The organism is Corynebacterium gottingense (assembly GCF_007559235.1).
GTDB lineage: Bacteria > Actinomycetota > Actinomycetes > Mycobacteriales > Mycobacteriaceae > Corynebacterium > Corynebacterium gottingense.
Genome location: NZ_VMHH01000002.1, coordinates 12315 through 28196 on the forward strand (window position 1 = coordinate 12315; position 15882 = coordinate 28196).

Here is a 15882-nt window from a genome sequence, read left to right on the forward strand (position 1 = left end):
AGAACCGCCTAGTACCGAAGAACGAAAGTACCGCTGTCCCGCATTCGACCAACCCTCCCGCACCAACGTCATGTCACTACCTCTGTCGCGCGAGACTAGCTGACCGGTGCTATCAACACCGCACCGAAGCCAGACAACGCGGAGGTTCCAGCAGCCGTCGTTGCCAGCGTGTGGCGCACAGTCTGAACTGACATAGTCGGCGGCTCAGTCGCCGAGCGCACCGGTGTCTCGCCCCTTAGGAATTATCTTCAAGCCACGAATACCCGATTGGTTGAGGCAGTCCTCCGCGACCACTTCAGCGTTGTCAAAAAACGTGCCGTCGTCCGAGATGTCCACCGTCGCTTCCACCGGAACAAATTTCGTGACGGGAAGCGGGTCGAACGCTCCTAGCTCATGCGGCCGGTACATACGAAGTGGCTCGCTTCCCTCCCACTCGATTCCAACCTGGAGGTCGTATTCAGGACTGCCATGCTTTTTGCTCATCCCGCGGGCGGCGAGCATGAGGTCCGCAATGAATGCCTCGATGAAGAATGCGTGTACCGAGCTTCCTTCTTCCTGGACGGGAAGGTTCACCAACGCCGATACTGCCCCGTCGTCATGGAAAGCGAGGTACGACTCCGGGTGGCCGCCTACTTTCGAGAGAAGCAGATAGCGCCAGCTACGGAACCCACGGCGCGGATACACGTTTGCGTAGTATGCCCCGAGAGGTGTTTCCGGCCTGCTGTAGTGCCAGAGGTTTTCCCTCTGGTTCACCAACCGGTTTGCGAACTGGCTCACGTCGTGGCTTTCCATGGGCGCTGTCACGGTTCTAGTCGCGGGTCTCGCAACGCCGACCGCCCAATACCCCGATGGGCTCGCGAGCTCTTTTGTGCGCTCGTAGTGCTCGAGAAGCAGCTCGCGACGCTGCCTAGCGGCATTGAAGCGCTGCTGGTACAGGCGGGCGATTTCCGATTCCGAAAGCCAGTCGGTGTCAGCCCCGTGGCGGATCGGAACGTTGAATTTCTTGTCCTTGCCAATCAGCATGTGCGGAACCTGCTGGCTCGTCGGGACAACAACCGCTACGGCATGCGTGCCGTCGTCCGAGACGAGGGGGATGATTTCAACGTTGTGCAGCGGTGGCGTGACGTGGTTGTACGCGACGCGCTGATATGCCTGGATGTAGTTGTCATCTACTGCACCGGTGTCGAGCCGTGTTCCAGCACGACTGTCCGAGTCGGTGACTCCATAGATGATCACGCCACCGCCGTAGTTGGCCATAGCCGCCAAGTCTTTCTTAACATCCGACTGCACCAACGACTCTTTCGATGGCAGCGACTGTTTGAAATCCAGGTCTTCTGACTCCGGGACGTCAGTTTCCACAGCCTGGGTGATCATGTCGTCGGTGATAGGGCCGGCAGGAAGACCGAGCGCGCGGTGCAGCGAGGTGAACATGCCAATAGACTATGTCCGACAATCTGGTTAGGTCGGCTAAGTCACGTTGCTCCTCCTACTCTGGGTAATTCAGATGACGCACAGCCAAAGCAGGGGATAATGGCATGGCGGAGACGGACCATCATGTCGGCGATGTCTCAACGCTCCCATAGCAACACTGGGACGGAGCTTTCCACCCGTGCGAATCATGCCTTGCACTGGGGTTGAGCGCGTGGCCCACCGAGAAAGACAGCAGCCGGATCGGTCGTCTATCCGCAAATGACGATCTTCCGCGCCGGTGCCCAAAACGGTTTCCGCTGCGTGGCGGCTATTTTCAGGCGTCCGCTAGGATCAATTTGGCACTAAACGCTGAAGGCTATGGAACTAGGCCAGGAACAGGGTCTCGTTGTCGGTAGTCAGGGAGTTTTCCGAAACCCCCTCGACGCCCCGCCGCCGGCCCACCTGCCAGCCGCGGGGCGTTCTTCGTGCGCCTGCCGCCCACCGTTCTTGGGCCGCTTCCCGCCTCCCAGCCCCGCACGAGTAACTCGCAGTCCGCACCCCATTTTTCGCTACCTTTCCGTTTCACCACGTCCAGAACGTGACGGCGGTTGCGGCCACCCCGGTTTGTGCGAGAGTTCACGTTGATCCCTAGCGCTGCACGTTTACAAAGGTCTAGCGTAAGCACTTGTAGCAACAACCGCTTTCCAAGGAGATCCACCATGCGCTACACAAATGGCAACTATGAAGCCTTTGCCCGCCCCCGCAAGCCCGAAGGCGCTGACGAAAAGACCGCCTGGATCCTCGGCTCCGGACTCGCCGGACTGTCCGCCGCGGCCTTCCTCGTCCGCGACGCGCAGGTGCCGGGCAAGAACATCCACATCCTCGAGCAGGCGAATATCGCCGGCGGCGCGCTCGACGGCATCAAAGAACCGGAGGACGGCTTTGTAATCCGCGGCGGCCGCGAGATGGAGAACCACTTCGAAACGCTGTGGGACCTCTTCCGCTCCGTCCCCTCGCTGGAAATCGAAGGCGCGAGCGTCCTTGACGAGTTTACTGGCTCAACCTCGACGACCCGAACTACTCCCTCCAGCGCGCGACCGTCAACCGGGGCCAGGACGCGCACACCGACGGCAAGTTCACACTTACCCGCAAGGCGCAGAAGGAACTGATCAAGCTCTTCCTGGCCACCCGCGACGAGGTGGAAAACGTGCGCATCAACGAGTGGTTCAGCGAGGACTTCCTGGAGTCCAACTTCTGGATGTACTGGCGCACCATGTTCGCGTTCGAGGAGTGGCACTCCGCGCTGGAAATGAAGCTCTACGTCCACCGCTTCATCCACCACATCGGCGGCCTGCCCGACTTCTCCGCGCTGAAGTTCACCAAGTACAACCAGTACGAGTCCCCTCGTCCTCCCGCTGATCAAGTACCTGCAGGACCACGGCGTGCAGTTCGAGTACGGCACCCGGGTCACGGACGTCGACTTCCGCATCGCCAACGGCGAGAAGCAGGCCACGTACATCCACTGGGAGAAGGACGGCGAGGACGGCGGCGTCGCGCTCACGGAAAGCGACCTCGCGTTTCTCACCATCGGCTCGCTGGTGGAAAACTCAGACAACGGCAACCACCACCGCGCGGCCAAGCTCAACGAGGGACCTGCCCCGGCGTGGGACCTGTGGCGCAAGATCGCGGCGAAGGCCCCCTCGTTCGGCCGCCCGGACGTGTTTGGCAGCCACATCCCGGAGACGAAGTGGGAGTCGTGCACCGTGACCACGCTCGACGAGCGCATCCCGCGCTACATCGAGAAGATTGCCAAGCGCGACCCCTTCTCCGGCAAGGTGGTCACCGGCGGCATCGTCACCGCGCGCGACTCGAGCTGGCTGCTGTCGTGGACCGTGAACCGCCAGCCACACTTCAAGAACCAGCCAGATGACCAGATCGTGGTGTGGGTCTACGCGCTCTACTCGGACAAGCCTGGCGACTACACAGGTAAAACCATCGAGGAGTCCACGGGTGAGGAAATCACCCGCGAGTGGCTCTACCACCTCGGCGTCCCGGTTGACCAGATCGACGAGCTCGCCGCCACCGGTGCGAAGGCCGTCCCGGTGATGATGCCGTACATTACGGCATTCTTCATGCCGCGCCAGGCCGGCGACCGCCCTGACGTCGTCCCGGAAGGTGCGAAAAACTTCGCATTCATCGGCCAATTCGCCGAGTCCGCGCAGCGGGACTGCATTTTCACCACCGAGTACTCGGTCCGCACTCCGATGGAGGCCGTTTACACGCTCATGAACGTCGAGCGCGGTGTGCCCGAGGTCTTCAATTCGACCTTCGACGTCCGCACGCTTCTCGACGCCACCGTCCAACTCCGCGACGGCGAGCCGCTTGGCTCCGGCCGCGACACCAAGGCGGGCCACTTCATGCGAAAGCACTTCCTGGGCAAGATCGAGGACAACGAGATCGGCGAGCTGCTCCAGGAGTCGGGCCTGCTCAAGCCCCGCAATTAGCCCCGTCCTCCACTTGCCAGGCCGCGCGCTGCACCGCGGCTTGGTGGGCCCCGGATTGCAACTTACATAGGCATAGTATATATTTACGCTATGCAGATTGACGAACAGACACAGCTCGCCAACAGCCTCGTGTGGGCCAGCAGCCGCTTCGCACGGACCGCATATCAAGCAACGCCGGTGCAACTCTCGTACGTCTCGCTGCGCGCGATGTCCGCACTCGATCGCGAGCCCGGACTTCGCGTCGGAGAACTCGCACGTCGTGAGGGTATCACACAGCCGTCCATGAGTCAGGCAATCAAGAAGCTTGTCGACGGCGGCTTCATCACCCGCCACCCCTCGCCCGAAGACGCGCGCGCCGCGGACCTCATGATCACCGACAAGGGCCGCGACATTCTCCTGAAGTACCGCAACGACTCCGCCGCCCAGATTCTGCCTGTGCTGGACACGCTGAGCGACGACGACATCGCCGTGCTTCACCGCGCCTCCGAACTGCTCCAGCAGATCACCGACGAACTCTCCGAGAAGCGCTAGCGCATCTGCATCCCTACTTACTGAGGTCGGCAATCCAGTCGACCCCACCACATTTGTCATGCCCAAAAACAAGGAGGTTTTCATGTCCAACGCTGGTTTGGAAGACGCCGAACCGCATTCAATGCTGAAGCAACCAATCGCTGTGTGGGCCCTCGCGTTCGCCTGCACGGTCTCGTTTATGGGCATCGGCTTGGTCGATCCGATTCTGCCTGCAATCAGCCGCGAACTCGACGCGTCCCCCACGCAGACGATGCTGCTGTTCACCAGCTACCTGCTCATCACGGCGCTCGCAATGTTTTTCAGCGCCTTCATCTCCTCGCGAATCGGAGTCAAGGTCACACTCTTGATTGGCCTCGCACTCATCGTCGTCTTCGCGTTTCTGTCCGGCGCCGCCAGCTCCGTCGACGCCATCATCGGGTTCCGCGCCGGCTGGGGCTTGGGCAACGCCCTGTTCATCTCCACCGCGCTCGCGGCAATCGTGGGCGCCGCCGCAGGCAGCGCCGGTCAAGCCATCATCCTCTACGAAGCGGCGATGGGTATCGGCCTCGCCGTCGGCCCGCTGGCCGGTGGTCTCCTCGGCGAGATCTCTTGGCGAGCCCCCTTCTACGGCACCGCCGTCCTCATGGCCATCGGCTTTCTCGCAATCGCGACGCTCCTCAAGCGCAAGTCCAACAATCCCGCCCCCGTCGAATTCAGCGCAGGATTCGTCGCGCTTAAGGAGCCGGCGCTACTCACGCTCGGCCTGGTCGCGTTCTTCTACAACTTCGGCTTCTTCACGCTTCTGGCGTACTCCCCGTACCCAATCGAGGAGGCCGCCTCGCTCGCAGGCAAGGACTTCGGCGCCATCGAGCTTGGATTCGTCTTCTTCGGCTGGGGCCTCACGCTCGCCATCTCCTCGGTGTTCCTCGCACCCCGCCTCGTGCAATGGCTCGGCCTCTTCCCTGTGCTGAACCTGATCCTCGGCGGCTTCGGCGTTTTGCTCGCCTGCCTCGGTTTCGCCGCGCTGCACCTCACGGCGGTCGTCACCCTGGTCATCATCGCCGGCATCTTCATCGGCGTCTTCAACACCGTGCTCACCGAGGCCGTCATGGAAGCCACCCACCTCCCCCGCAACGTCGCCTCCTCTACGTACTCCGGACTGCGCTTCCTCGGCGGCGCCATCGCCCCCGCGGTGTCCGGCCCGCTCGCCGCCGCCCTCGGCGCGGGCGTCCCGTACTGGTTCGGCGCGGCGTCGCTGGTCCTCTCCCTCGCGATCTTGCTCGTGGGCAAGCGCAACTTGGGCCGCCTCGCTTAACGACGCCACCGCCCCAGCGCATGCCTATGAGCGCCAGGGGCACTGGCGCTGACTCGAAAGCGACGACACGCTACCCGCCATCCGGCGGGTCCGGGGTACGAAACGGCGCCCGCGCCACGTGATCCACCCCAGTCGGTGTGACCCGACCCGACGGCGAGACCCACACAATCCGCCCATCCCGACGCTGCGTCCGCCCACGCGAGGACTTACCCGCCTGAGAATTGTGATACCGACACAACCACCCCAAATTCCCCACCTCAGTCTCACCACCTTGCTGATGCTCCACCATATGATGCGCATCGCACTGTGATGCCGGCACATCACAATCCTTCCACGTACACCGCACCGAATCCGCCAACATCATCTCCCGATGCTTCCGATGCGCAAACCACACATCATACGCATTAACCGGCCCATCAGCCGCCCCCACCAAAATCACCGACCCCAACTCAGCCAAACGCATCCGCACAAACTCCACACCGGAGACCACCACACCATTGTCAAACCGCACCTGGACATCATCACCCATCCCCGCGATGACCTTCACATACTCCCCCAGATCCAAATTCGCAGCCACCCGCACCACATACTCCGCCTTCGGACACTGATCAGACAACCAGCCGACCACATCATCTTTCGCCGCATCACACAACCCCTGCACCGCAAGCGAGGGACCAATAACCTTCAACGTGGCCATCCCATCACCATGCTGACGCACCCCGCACCCCAGGCGTGCGCGCAGGCGCCGGCGACAACTCCTGCTTCAACACCGCCGCGCGGCGACGCACACACGCCAAATCACCACTCGTGGCACACAGCCCTTCAATAAACCGCCACCGGTTCGTCGCATCTGTAATCGAGCGCGACGCACGCGCAATATAGGCCAACGCATCCACCCGGTGCCCGCACTCACGCGCCCCTGCCACCGCACGGGCCTGATAACGCGAATGCGACGTCGGCGCGTACAACATGCGGGCGGCGACTATTAACTGGGAGGCGCGGTCGGGGTCCACGCCGGCGTCGATAAGCGCATCTGCAGACACGCCAACAACCGCGGCGACGTAATCAACGCCGGCGCGGTCGTGGGCCACAAGGTCTGCAATCACATCCATACCCAGCACAATACGAGCCCGTGACCTGCGCAAACAAGCACTTGTGAGAAGACTCCCAAAGCACCCACCGAAGGGAACCGCGGGCCTAGTTCTTGCGTCTAATACGGGTTAAGGGTTTTCCGCGCGCCTCGCCGATGGGACAATGGTCCACCCGCTTGGTTAGGATGTTCGCATGCGCCAGACCATTCTTGCCGGCACCATCGCTGCCGCACTCGCTGTATCCACCGTCCAGTTCAGCCCCCTCGTCCCGGCCGCCGCCGCTGCGGAGGCGGGAGAGAACGGGGGCGATGGGGCGTCGTCAAGCACTCGCCCCAAGGGCAACAAGCCCGGCGACCCCGCGCCCGGCCTGAAGCCGCTGGACTACGACGAAGAGAAGGATCCCATGCACCTGGATCCGGACAAGAACCCGGTGAAGAAGGTGTCGAGCTCCGAGATGTTCCTGGATTGGACCAAGGACATGGAGGAGGGCGACGGCAAGGACGTCGTGCAGGCGTGGGCGAAGAATTCGTCGGTGCCGGACACAGCGAGCCCGTGGGAGCTGGCGAAGCAGGAGGTGCAGGGCTCGTCGATGATGTCGTCCGGCTTTTTTACCGGTGACTTCGCGCAGAGCTCCGCGGGGTCGAGCCGCGCTGCGTCGTCCGTCATCCCGGTCATGCTGGGTCTTCTTGTCATCGGCCAGCTTGTGGAGCTGGTCATGCGCGGCATCCGCATGGCGCAGCAGTAGCTACGCCGCACGGCATGGCAACTTCCCCACCGAAGCCGTTGCGAGTAATATACGGTGAACAGTATATTTCTACGCTTCTGGAAGTTCCATGCACGCAACATTCACCGCACGCCGGGCAGGCGTCCTCGGGGCCTGCCTCGCCGCAGCGACCCTGCTGACCGGCTGCGTGACTAACACCGAGGACGGTACGCCCGATGGCTGGGAGCCGATCGTCCCGGAGGAAGTCCCCGAGATCGCGGCGCTCGTGCCCGAGCAGGTCGCCGCGGACGGCAAACTCTCCATCGGTGCCAACCCGCCGTTTGCCCCGTTCGAGTTTAAGAACTCCGAGGGCGAACTCATCGGGTTCGAAATGGACATCGGGCGCGCACTCGCGGGCGTGATGGGCCTGGAATACGACCCGCAAGACATGGACTTCTCCATGATCCTCCCCGCGGTGCAAGCCGGCAGCCTCGACGCCGGCATGTCCGGATTTACTGACAACCCGGAGCGTCGCGAATCGTTCGACTTCGTCGACTTCCTGTACGCCGGCATCCAGTGGGCGCGGCAGACGGACAGCGCCGTCGACCCCAACGACGCCTGCGGGCTCACCGTTTCCGTGCAGCGCACGACCGTCTCCGAAACCGACGACGTGCGCCCCAAGTCCGACGCCTGCGTCGAGGTGGGCAAGGAGCCGATCACCGTCCTCTCCTTCGACACCGCCGATAACGCTGCGCTGGCCGCGCTCGTCGGCCGCGCGGACGCGTACAGCGCCGACTCCCCCGTCACCGCGTGGGCCGTGGAGCGCTCGGGGGGCGACCTCGAGCTCGTCGGCGAGATGTTTGACGCGGCGCCGTACGGAATCGCCGTACCGAAGGACTCGGAGCTGGGCCCCGTCATGGCGCTGGCCATGCAGCACCTGATCGACACTGGGGAATACGCCCGCATCCTGGAGCAGTGGAACGTCGATAGTGGGCTGCTCGAACACGCACTCCTGAACGAACAACCGATAGAAGGGCTGGGGTAACACCAGATGAGCAACAAGGTATACAGCCGGCGGAGCAAGCCGGAGCGCATTGAGGCGAAGCCGCTTCGCCACCCCGGCCGCTGGGTGCTCGCCGCGATCCTGGTCGCGCTCGTCGCCTGGTTCATCATCGGCGCCGCGCGTAACGACGCCTACGGGTGGGACACCTACTTCCAGTACCTCTTTGACACGCGCATCGCCGTCGCGGGCCTGCACACACTCGCGATCACGCTGCTGGGCATGCTCATCGGCGTCGTCGGCGGCATCTTGCTTGCGGTCATGCGCATGAGCCCGAACCCGGTGTTCAACGCGGTCGCCTGGCTCTTCCTCTGGGTCTTCCGCGGCACGCCGGTCTACGTGCAGTTGATGTTCTGGGGACTGATCGGCGCGATTTATGACTCGATCAACCTCGGCTTCACCGAGATCCCGCTCGAGCCGTTCACCTCCTCCGCGTTCGCGCTCGCGGTCGTGGGTCTCGGGTTGAACGAGGCCGCGTACATGGCGGAGATCGTCCGCTCGGGCGTGTCCTCGGTGCCGGAGGGCCAGGTCGAGGCGTCGAAGGCACTCGGCATGAGCTGGCGCCAGACGATGACGCGCACGGTGCTCCCGCAGGCGATGCGCATCATCATCCCGCCGACGGGCAACGAGTTCATCTCGCTGCTCAAGACTTCGTCGCTGGTCGTGGCGGTCCCCTACTCGCTCGAGCTGTACGGCCGCTCCATGGACATCGCGGCGGCTCTGTTCCAGCCGGTGCCGCTGCTGCTCGTCGCGGCGACCTGGTACCTCGTCATCACCTCGCTGCTCATGGTCGCCCAGTACTACCTGGAGCGCTACTTCGAGCGCGGTGCGACCCGCCAGCTCACCGCCCGCCAGCTCGCCAGCTTGGCCGACGCGGAGGGCACCATCCCCTCCAACGTGGAAATCATCACCGCACCGGACAAGAAGAAGGGACGCTAAGCCATGACGGTCAAAGCAACACCGATGATCCAGGCCGTGGACGTGTGGAAGTCGTTCGGCCAGCTGGACGTGCTCAAAGGCATCAACCTGGAGGTCATGCCGGGCAGCGTCACCTGCCTCATCGGCCCGTCGGGGTCCGGCAAGTCGACGTTCCTGCGCTGCGTCAATCACCTGGAAAAGGTCAGCGCGGGCCGCCTGTACGTCGACGGCGACCTGATTGGCTACCGCGAGCGCGACGGCGTGCTCTACGAGATGAGCGAGAAGGATGCGGCCAAGCAGCGCCGCGACATCGGCATGGTGTTCCAGAACTTCAACCTCTTCGGCCACCGCACGGTGCTGGAAAACATCATCGAGGCCCCGATCCACGTCAAGGGCGAGGACCCGGCAAAGGCGAAGGCGCGCGCGATGGAACTGCTCGAGATGGTCGGCCTCGCCGCGAAGGCCGACGCCTTCCCCATCCAGCTCTCGGGCGGCCAGCAGCAGCGCGTCGCGATTGCGCGCGCCGTGGCTATGGAGCCGAAGCTCATGCTTTTCGACGAGCCCACGTCCGCCCTCGACCCCGAGCTCGTCGGTGAAGTGCTGCGCGTGATGAAGGACCTCGCCGCCGAGGGCATGACGATGATGGTGGTCACCCACGAGATGGCATTTGCCCACGAAGTGGCCGACCACGTTGCGTTCATGGCGAACGGCCAGGTCATCGAGTACGGCACGCCCGCCGAGGTCCTGGACAACCCGCGCGAGGAGCGCACCAAAGCCTTCGTTTCGACGCTGTTCTAGCGTCCGTTACGCCCCGAACATCCCGACCAGCCCGCGCACGAGCGCGGTAAACCCGCCGAAAAACGCGAGCGAGAGCGCGACGGTGTGCGCCTTGGCGCTCGGGATGTGCGGCGCTAATTTCGTACCCGCAACCTGGCCGACGATGAGCCCCGCGGCCGCCGCCACCCAAAACGCCGCCGGGATGGTCGCCAGGTTCGCAGCCCCGGTGAGCTCCTTGATCAGGAACGAGACCGCGCCGGAGACCATGAAGATGGGCTGCAGGGTGGCCGCGTAAGTGCGCTGCGGCCAGCGCGCCGCCTGTGAGTACACCGTGATGGCGGGCCCTGCCACGCCAGCGAGCGTGTTCATGAACCCGCCGACGGCGCCGGACACGGCCGCGGGCAGCGCGCCTTCGATGGGCGGCACGTAGCGCTTGCCCAGGGTCACCACGCTCAGCGCGATGATGAGCACGATGCCGACGACCACGAGCAGCGCCGAGGGCGACACCGCGCGGATGAGGAACGCGCCCGGCACCGCGCCGACGACGAGCGCCGCCGCAATCGGCGCGAACTTGCCCCAATCGACGTCCGCGCGCATGGACCACGTGTTCAGCACCGCGTTGATCGTGGCGAGGACGTTGATGAGGATGATGCCCACGACCGGCCCCAGCATGAGCGAGAGCGCGGGCGCGGCGATGAGCCCGAGCCCCATGCCGGAGACTCGCTGGGAGATGGCACCGGCGGCGATGGCAACAAACACGCCGACGGCGAGCCAGATCACTGGAACTTCTCCCGCATGGCCTCACGGACCGTGTGCGGCACCAGCCCGGTGACGTCGCCGCCGTACTTGGCCACCTCTTTGCACAGGGAGGAGGAGACGTAGCCGTATTTCTCGTCCGTCATGAGGAAGTAGGTGTCGATGCCGGACAAGCGGCGGTTCATCTGCGCCATCGGCAGCTCGTAGTCGTAGTCCAGCGAGGAGCGCAGGCCCTTGACCAGGGCGGTCACGCGGTGCTCGTTGGTGTAGTCGACGAGCAGGCCTCCCCAGGAGTCCACGCGGACGCCCGGGATGTCTGCGGTCACCTCGCGGATGAGCGCCATGCGCTCGTCCACGCTAAACAGGCCCGATTTCTTCGACGGGTTGCCGGTGACAAGCACGATGACCTCGTCAAAGCTGTGCGAGGCGCGGCGCACGATGTCGAGGTGCCCGTTCGTGATCGGGTCGAAGGACCCGGGGCAGACAGCGGTGGTCATTGCTCCTCGCTTTCGTTGGTCTCGGGGTCCGCGTAGACGGCCATGTCCATGCGGGCAATGCCGTAGGTGCGCTTCTTCAACTTCTGGCCCGTGGGGGTGAAAGTCGCCGGCCAATCGGTCTCGGGACTGTCGCGGTGGCGCTCGACGACGACCACGGCTCCGTCGATAAGCAATGGCTCGAGCGCGCGGACCATCTCGGCAACGGTGGCGTCATCGAGCGCGTACGGCGGGTCTGCGAGCACCATGTGGAAGTGCTTGCGCGGGGCGCGCGCGACGTAGGTGGAAGCCTTGACCGGCTCGATGTGGACGTCCGCGTGGCCGACGACCTCGGCGTTGTGCTCGATGACGGCGACTGCGCGCGGGTCATTCTCCACCAGCACCACCTGCTGCGCGCCGCGCGACGCTGCCTCGAGGCCGAGTGCGCCGGAACCGGCGAACAGGTCGAGCACGTTCGCCCCCGTGAACCCGAAGCGGACCTGGAGGGACGAAAACAGGCCCTCGCGGGCGCGGTCGGATGTCGGCCTCGTGCCCTCGGGCGGGACCTTGATCTTCCTGCCGCGGGCGTCTCCGGAAATAATGCGGTTCATGCCACACACTGTAGCGGGCAGGTAGCGCGGGCCGAACTTTTGTCTAGCTTTTGTCGAGGTATTCGAAGTCTTCGGCGACAAAGTCCGCGGTGGCGCTGCGCGCGAACTCCAGGTTGTCGGCCACGATGCTGCCAGCGTCCCGGTAGGCGCGCTCGACGAGTGCTCGGTCGTCTACAAGATTGATCAGCCTCAGGGTGCGGTGCAGGCCGGATTGCTCCTTGCCCAGCACGTCGCCCTCGCGGCGGTTGAGCAGATCGAGCTCCGCGAGTTTGAAGCCGTCCGTGGTGGCCGCGACCTGCTGGACGCGGGTAAACGACGGGGAGCCCTGGTCCGCCAGCGTGTGGAAGAGGCACCACGACTCGAACCCGCCACGGCCGACGCGCCCGCGCAGCTGGTGCAACTGGGAGACTCCGAAGTGTTCGGACTCGCGCACCATCATCACCGTGGCGTTGGGCACGTCCACGCCGACCTCGATCACCGTGGTGGACACGAGCACGTCCGTGGCGCCTGCGGCGAAATCCGCCATCACGGCGTCCTTCTCTTCGCCCTTCATCCGGCCGTGGAGGACGGCGACCGTGCTGTCCGGGAACTCCGCGTCGGCGAGATACTCGGCCACCTCGTGCACGCCGCCCTCGCCCTCGATCCTGGGGCAGACAATGTACGCCTGGTGGCCCGCCGCTATCTCTTCGCGGATCTTCTCCCACGCGCGCGCTACCCAGGACGGCCGAAACTCCGGCACGACAGAGGAGCGAATCGGCTTGCGCCCGCCCGGCAGCTCCTTGAGCGTGGACACACTCAGGTCGCCGAACACGGTGATAGCGATGGTGCGCGGGATGGGGGTCGCGGTCATGACGAGCAGGTGCGGGGTGCGCTCCCCCGCCTTCGCCCGCAACGTGTCGCGCTGCTCCACCCCGAACCGGTGCTGCTCATCCACCACGACCAGCCCGAGGTTGAAAAAGTCCACCGTGTCCTGGATCAGCGCGTGCGTGCCTACGACAATGTCCGCCTCGCCGGAGACGATCTTGAGCAGCGCCTCCTGCTTCTGCGCGGCCCCCATGGAGCCGGTGAGCGCGACGACGCGCGCGGGAACACCGGCGCGCAGCAGCGTCTCTGCAAGCGAGCGCGCGTGCTGCATTGCCAGCACCTCCGTCGGCGCGAGAAGCGCGGCCTGCGCGCCGTTGTCCACCGCCTGCAGCATGGCGATCAGCGCGATGATCGTCTTGCCGGAGCCGACCTCGCCCTGCAACAGCCGGCTCATCGGCCGCACGGAGGCCATGTCCGCGCTGATCTCCCCGAACACCGCCGATTGGCCCTCCGTGAGCGCGAACGGCAGCTGGTCCAGCAGCCTCGCCTGGTCCCGGTCCGCCACCCGCGGCAGGGCCTCCGCACGGCGGTGCGAGAGGTCTGCCCGGCGCACCCCCATGGCCAGCGCGACGGACAGCGCCTCGTCGTACTTCAGCCGGTGCAGCGCCTTGCCGGGCCCCTCGGGGCCGGGCTCGTGGATCTGGCGGACCGCCGAGTTCAGCGGCAGCATCCCAATCGGCGTGAACCCGAGCGGCTCCTCGATGGCCGGCAACGAGTGCAGGACCATGTGGACCGCGCCCATAATCGTCCAGGTGTTAATCCCCTTTTTCGCCGGGTAGATGGGCAGCCAGTCGCGCCCGGAAAGGATGTGCTCCAACGACCCGAAATGCATGAGTTGCTTCAGTGAGCCGGTGGCCTGTGACTTGCCGTCGAGAAGCACGAAGTCTGGGTGCTGGAGCTGGGGGCGGCCGCGAAAAAAATTGAGCTTGCCGTTAAGCATCACGCGGCGACCCTCGCGGAGCATGCGTTGCGCGTAGGCGGAGCCGAAGAAGGTGGCGGGGATGGTTTGGCGGCCGTCGTCGACCTCAATGCGGAAGATGGGGCGCTTCGGGGTCTTGCGGTTCGGGATCAGGGTCGTGCTCACGACGGTGCCGATGATCGTCGCGGTGGAGCCCTCCTCCATGCCGGTCAAGTCTGCGCCCTTGCCGTACTGGAGGTAGCGGCGCGGGTAGTACTGCAGGAGCTCGCCGCAGGTCGTGATGTCCAGGTGCTTCGCAATCGCGCGCGCCTGTTTGAGCGGGATGACCAGGTTCAGCGGACGCGAGTCTGCAAACCCAAGCATGACCTACTCCACCCCGATCTCGGCGACCGCACCGAGGCCGTCCGCCGGGTACGCCACCGCCTCAACGCCGAGCGTCTCGGCGAACCGCACCGCGAGCGCGTCCAATTCGTCGGCGTGCAGGTAGGTGGGGTCATAGAGCACCGTGACCTGCTCGCCGCCGTGGTCGAGCAGGCGCCGGCACGCACCCTCGAGCGCCTCCGCCGGAGTGTCCGCGATGAGCACGGTCTCTCCGTGTGCGGTGACGATGATGTCGCCCTTGCCCACGGGGCCCCCCTGGATAAGCCCCGCCTTTTCGGCGCGGTGCGCGACGGCCGTGCGCATCTCGCCCGCGGCCTCGGACATGGTGAACGCGGCGGTCGCCAGGGGCTGGTTCGCGTCGTGGACGGTCAGCGCGGCGATCCCGGAGACCAGCCGCACGGTGGCGAGCAGCGTGATCGTCTGCTCGAAGGCCCGCGTCGCGCGCTCAACCGCGACCAGGTTCCGACTGTCCAGCAGCCCGTTTGGCAGGAGGATCACCTCTTGGGCGCGGGAGCGGCGGATCGCGGCGAGGATGTCCGCCACCACATCAGGGCCGGGGGCAATGGTCACGGCGCCGGCCTGACCGTACAGCTCGGTGAGCGAACCGGGCGGCGTGACCGCGATGATCACCCGCTTCGGCGCGTGCGTCACCGGCTCCGCGGGCAGGATCTCCAGCCGCAGGTCGCTGACCTTCCCGGCACCGAAGGCCTGCTCGATCACCTCGCCGGCGCGCTCGGTGTGGATATGGACGGTCCCCTCGTCCTCGCCGGCGCGCGCGACGACGAGGCTGTCTCCCAGCTCGCCCAGCGCGTCTTCGAGCCGCCCGAGCGCTCCGACCTCGCCGCGGAAGTAGAACATGACCTCGAGGTTTCCCGCGGCACCGTGCGAATGCGCCGCCGAGCCACTGTTTCTGGACGCCCCCTCCCCCTGCTCGCTCACCCCCGGCGCGTGTTGCGCAGCGCCGTCCGCCACCTCGGCCACGAGGGCTTCAAGGAGGATGACCAGCCCCGTCGCGCCCGCGTCCACGACTCCGGCTTGGCGCAGGGCCTCGAGCTGCGACGGCGTGTTCGCCAGCGCCTGCTGCGCCGCCCCGGTTGCGGCGGCGGCGACGCCGCTGAGCGTGTTCGCGGTGGAGTCGGCAGCCGCCTCCTCTGCGGCGACGGCTGCGGCCCGCAGGACTGTGATCACGGTGCCTTCGACGGGCTCGGCGATCGCCCGGTCTGCAAACCGCACCGCGGCGGCGAGCGCGTCGGCGACGATGACGCCACCGGAGGTCTCCTCCGTCATGGACTGCGCGAGGCCGCGCATGACCTGGGAGAGTACGACGCCGGAGTTGCCGCGCGCGCCCCGCACCGCGCCCTGGGCGAGGGCTTCGGCGACCTCGGCGGCCGTGGCGTCCGCGCCGAGCTGCTCGGTCGCCTCCACGGCAGCGTGCATGGTGTGCGCCATGTTGGACCCGGTGTCCGCGTCGGGAACCGGGAACACGTTGAGCTCGTTGATCTCCACCCTGCGGCGTTCGAGTTCGCTGGCGGCGCGCCTGGCCCATGAGCGCAGGCGGTCACCGTCGAAGCCACGAGGAGTCACCATGAG

14 protein-coding genes and 1 pseudogene are annotated in these 15882 nt (G+C 65.3%); 7 read left to right on the top strand and 8 right to left on the bottom strand.

Annotation, left to right across the window (positions count from 1 at the left end; genetic code table 11):
* Positions 1-204: 204 nt before the first annotated feature.
* Positions 205-1431 carry an AlbA family DNA-binding domain-containing protein gene (locus FPH17_RS02755; RefSeq protein ID WP_154878616.1) on the bottom strand — a complete coding sequence of 409 codons (1227 nt, stop codon included), beginning with the start codon at positions 1429-1431 and terminating at the stop codon, positions 205-207.
* Positions 1432-2129: 698 nt separating this feature from the next.
* Between FPH17_RS02755 and FPH17_RS02760 the strand changes: the two are divergent.
* The 3 genes and pseudogenes from FPH17_RS02760 (at position 2130) to FPH17_RS02770 (ending at position 5739) form a co-directional block, all read left to right on the top strand.
* Positions 2130-3914: pseudogene (locus FPH17_RS02760) on the top strand (oleate hydratase).
* Positions 3915-4004: 90 nt separating this feature from the next.
* A complete protein-coding gene (locus tag FPH17_RS02765) occupies positions 4005-4445 on the top strand; it encodes a MarR family winged helix-turn-helix transcriptional regulator (protein ID WP_154878617.1) in 441 nt (146 codons plus the stop codon).
* Between the two features lie 82 nt (positions 4446-4527).
* A complete protein-coding gene (locus FPH17_RS02770; protein WP_154878618.1) occupies positions 4528-5739 on the top strand; it encodes an MFS transporter in 1212 nt (403 codons plus the stop codon).
* A 70-nt stretch (positions 5740-5809) separates the two neighbouring features.
* On the opposite strand, the gene FPH17_RS02775 is transcribed toward FPH17_RS02770, so the two are convergent.
* Positions 5810-6436, bottom strand: a complete 627-nt coding sequence (locus FPH17_RS02775) for an HNH endonuclease signature motif containing protein (protein WP_154878619.1) — start codon at positions 6434-6436, stop codon at positions 5810-5812.
* Positions 6437-6440: 4 nt separating this feature from the next.
* Complete coding sequence (locus FPH17_RS02780) at positions 6441-6851, bottom strand: hypothetical protein (RefSeq protein ID WP_154878620.1); 411 nt, start codon at positions 6849-6851, stop codon at positions 6441-6443.
* Positions 6852-7023: 172 nt separating this feature from the next.
* On the opposite strand from FPH17_RS02780, the gene FPH17_RS02785 reads away from it, so the two are divergent.
* From FPH17_RS02785 to FPH17_RS02800, 4 genes are all read left to right on the top strand, one after another.
* A complete protein-coding gene (locus FPH17_RS02785) occupies positions 7024-7575 on the top strand; it encodes a hypothetical protein (protein WP_095548320.1) in 552 nt (183 codons plus the stop codon).
* An 88-nt stretch (positions 7576-7663) separates the two neighbouring features.
* A complete protein-coding gene (locus FPH17_RS02790) occupies positions 7664-8578 on the top strand; it encodes an ABC transporter substrate-binding protein (protein WP_154878621.1) in 915 nt (304 codons plus the stop codon).
* Positions 8579-8584: 6 nt separating this feature from the next.
* A complete protein-coding gene (locus FPH17_RS02795) occupies positions 8585-9532 on the top strand; it encodes an amino acid ABC transporter permease (protein ID WP_154878622.1) in 948 nt (315 codons plus the stop codon).
* Between the two features lie 3 nt (positions 9533-9535).
* Positions 9536-10309: an amino acid ABC transporter ATP-binding protein gene (locus FPH17_RS02800; RefSeq protein WP_269150535.1), complete on the top strand. Its 774-nt coding sequence runs from the start codon at positions 9536-9538 to the stop codon at positions 10307-10309.
* A 6-nt stretch (positions 10310-10315) separates the two neighbouring features.
* Here the strand turns inward: FPH17_RS02800 and FPH17_RS02805 are convergent, their stop codons facing one another.
* Genes FPH17_RS02805 through FPH17_RS02825 form a run of 5 tightly spaced genes read right to left on the bottom strand, consistent with a single transcriptional unit; the run spans position 10316 to position 15879 of the window.
* Positions 10316-11068 (bottom strand): TSUP family transporter, encoded by a 753-nt coding sequence (locus FPH17_RS02805; protein WP_331252962.1) that lies wholly within the window; start codon positions 11066-11068, stop codon positions 10316-10318.
* Positions 11065-11541, bottom strand: coding sequence for a pantetheine-phosphate adenylyltransferase (gene coaD, locus FPH17_RS02810; RefSeq protein ID WP_095554682.1), 477 nt, complete (start codon positions 11539-11541; stop codon positions 11065-11067). Before coaD ends, FPH17_RS02805 begins: the two co-directional genes overlap by 4 nt.
* A complete protein-coding gene (rsmD, locus tag FPH17_RS02815) occupies positions 11538-12128 on the bottom strand; it encodes a 16S rRNA (guanine(966)-N(2))-methyltransferase RsmD (protein ID WP_095276186.1) in 591 nt (196 codons plus the stop codon). The genes coaD and rsmD overlap by 4 nt, the downstream gene beginning before the upstream one ends.
* A gap of 43 nt (positions 12129-12171) precedes the next feature.
* The gene (locus tag FPH17_RS02820) at positions 12172-14274 is read right to left on the bottom strand and encodes an ATP-dependent DNA helicase RecG (protein WP_154878623.1); all 2103 of its coding nucleotides are present in this window, start codon (positions 14272-14274) and stop codon (positions 12172-12174) included.
* Positions 14275-14277: 3 nt separating this feature from the next.
* Positions 14278-15879, bottom strand: coding sequence for a fatty acid kinase ATP-binding subunit FakA (locus FPH17_RS02825; RefSeq protein ID WP_154878624.1), 1602 nt, complete (start codon positions 15877-15879; stop codon positions 14278-14280).
* Positions 15880-15882 lie beyond the last annotated feature (3 nt).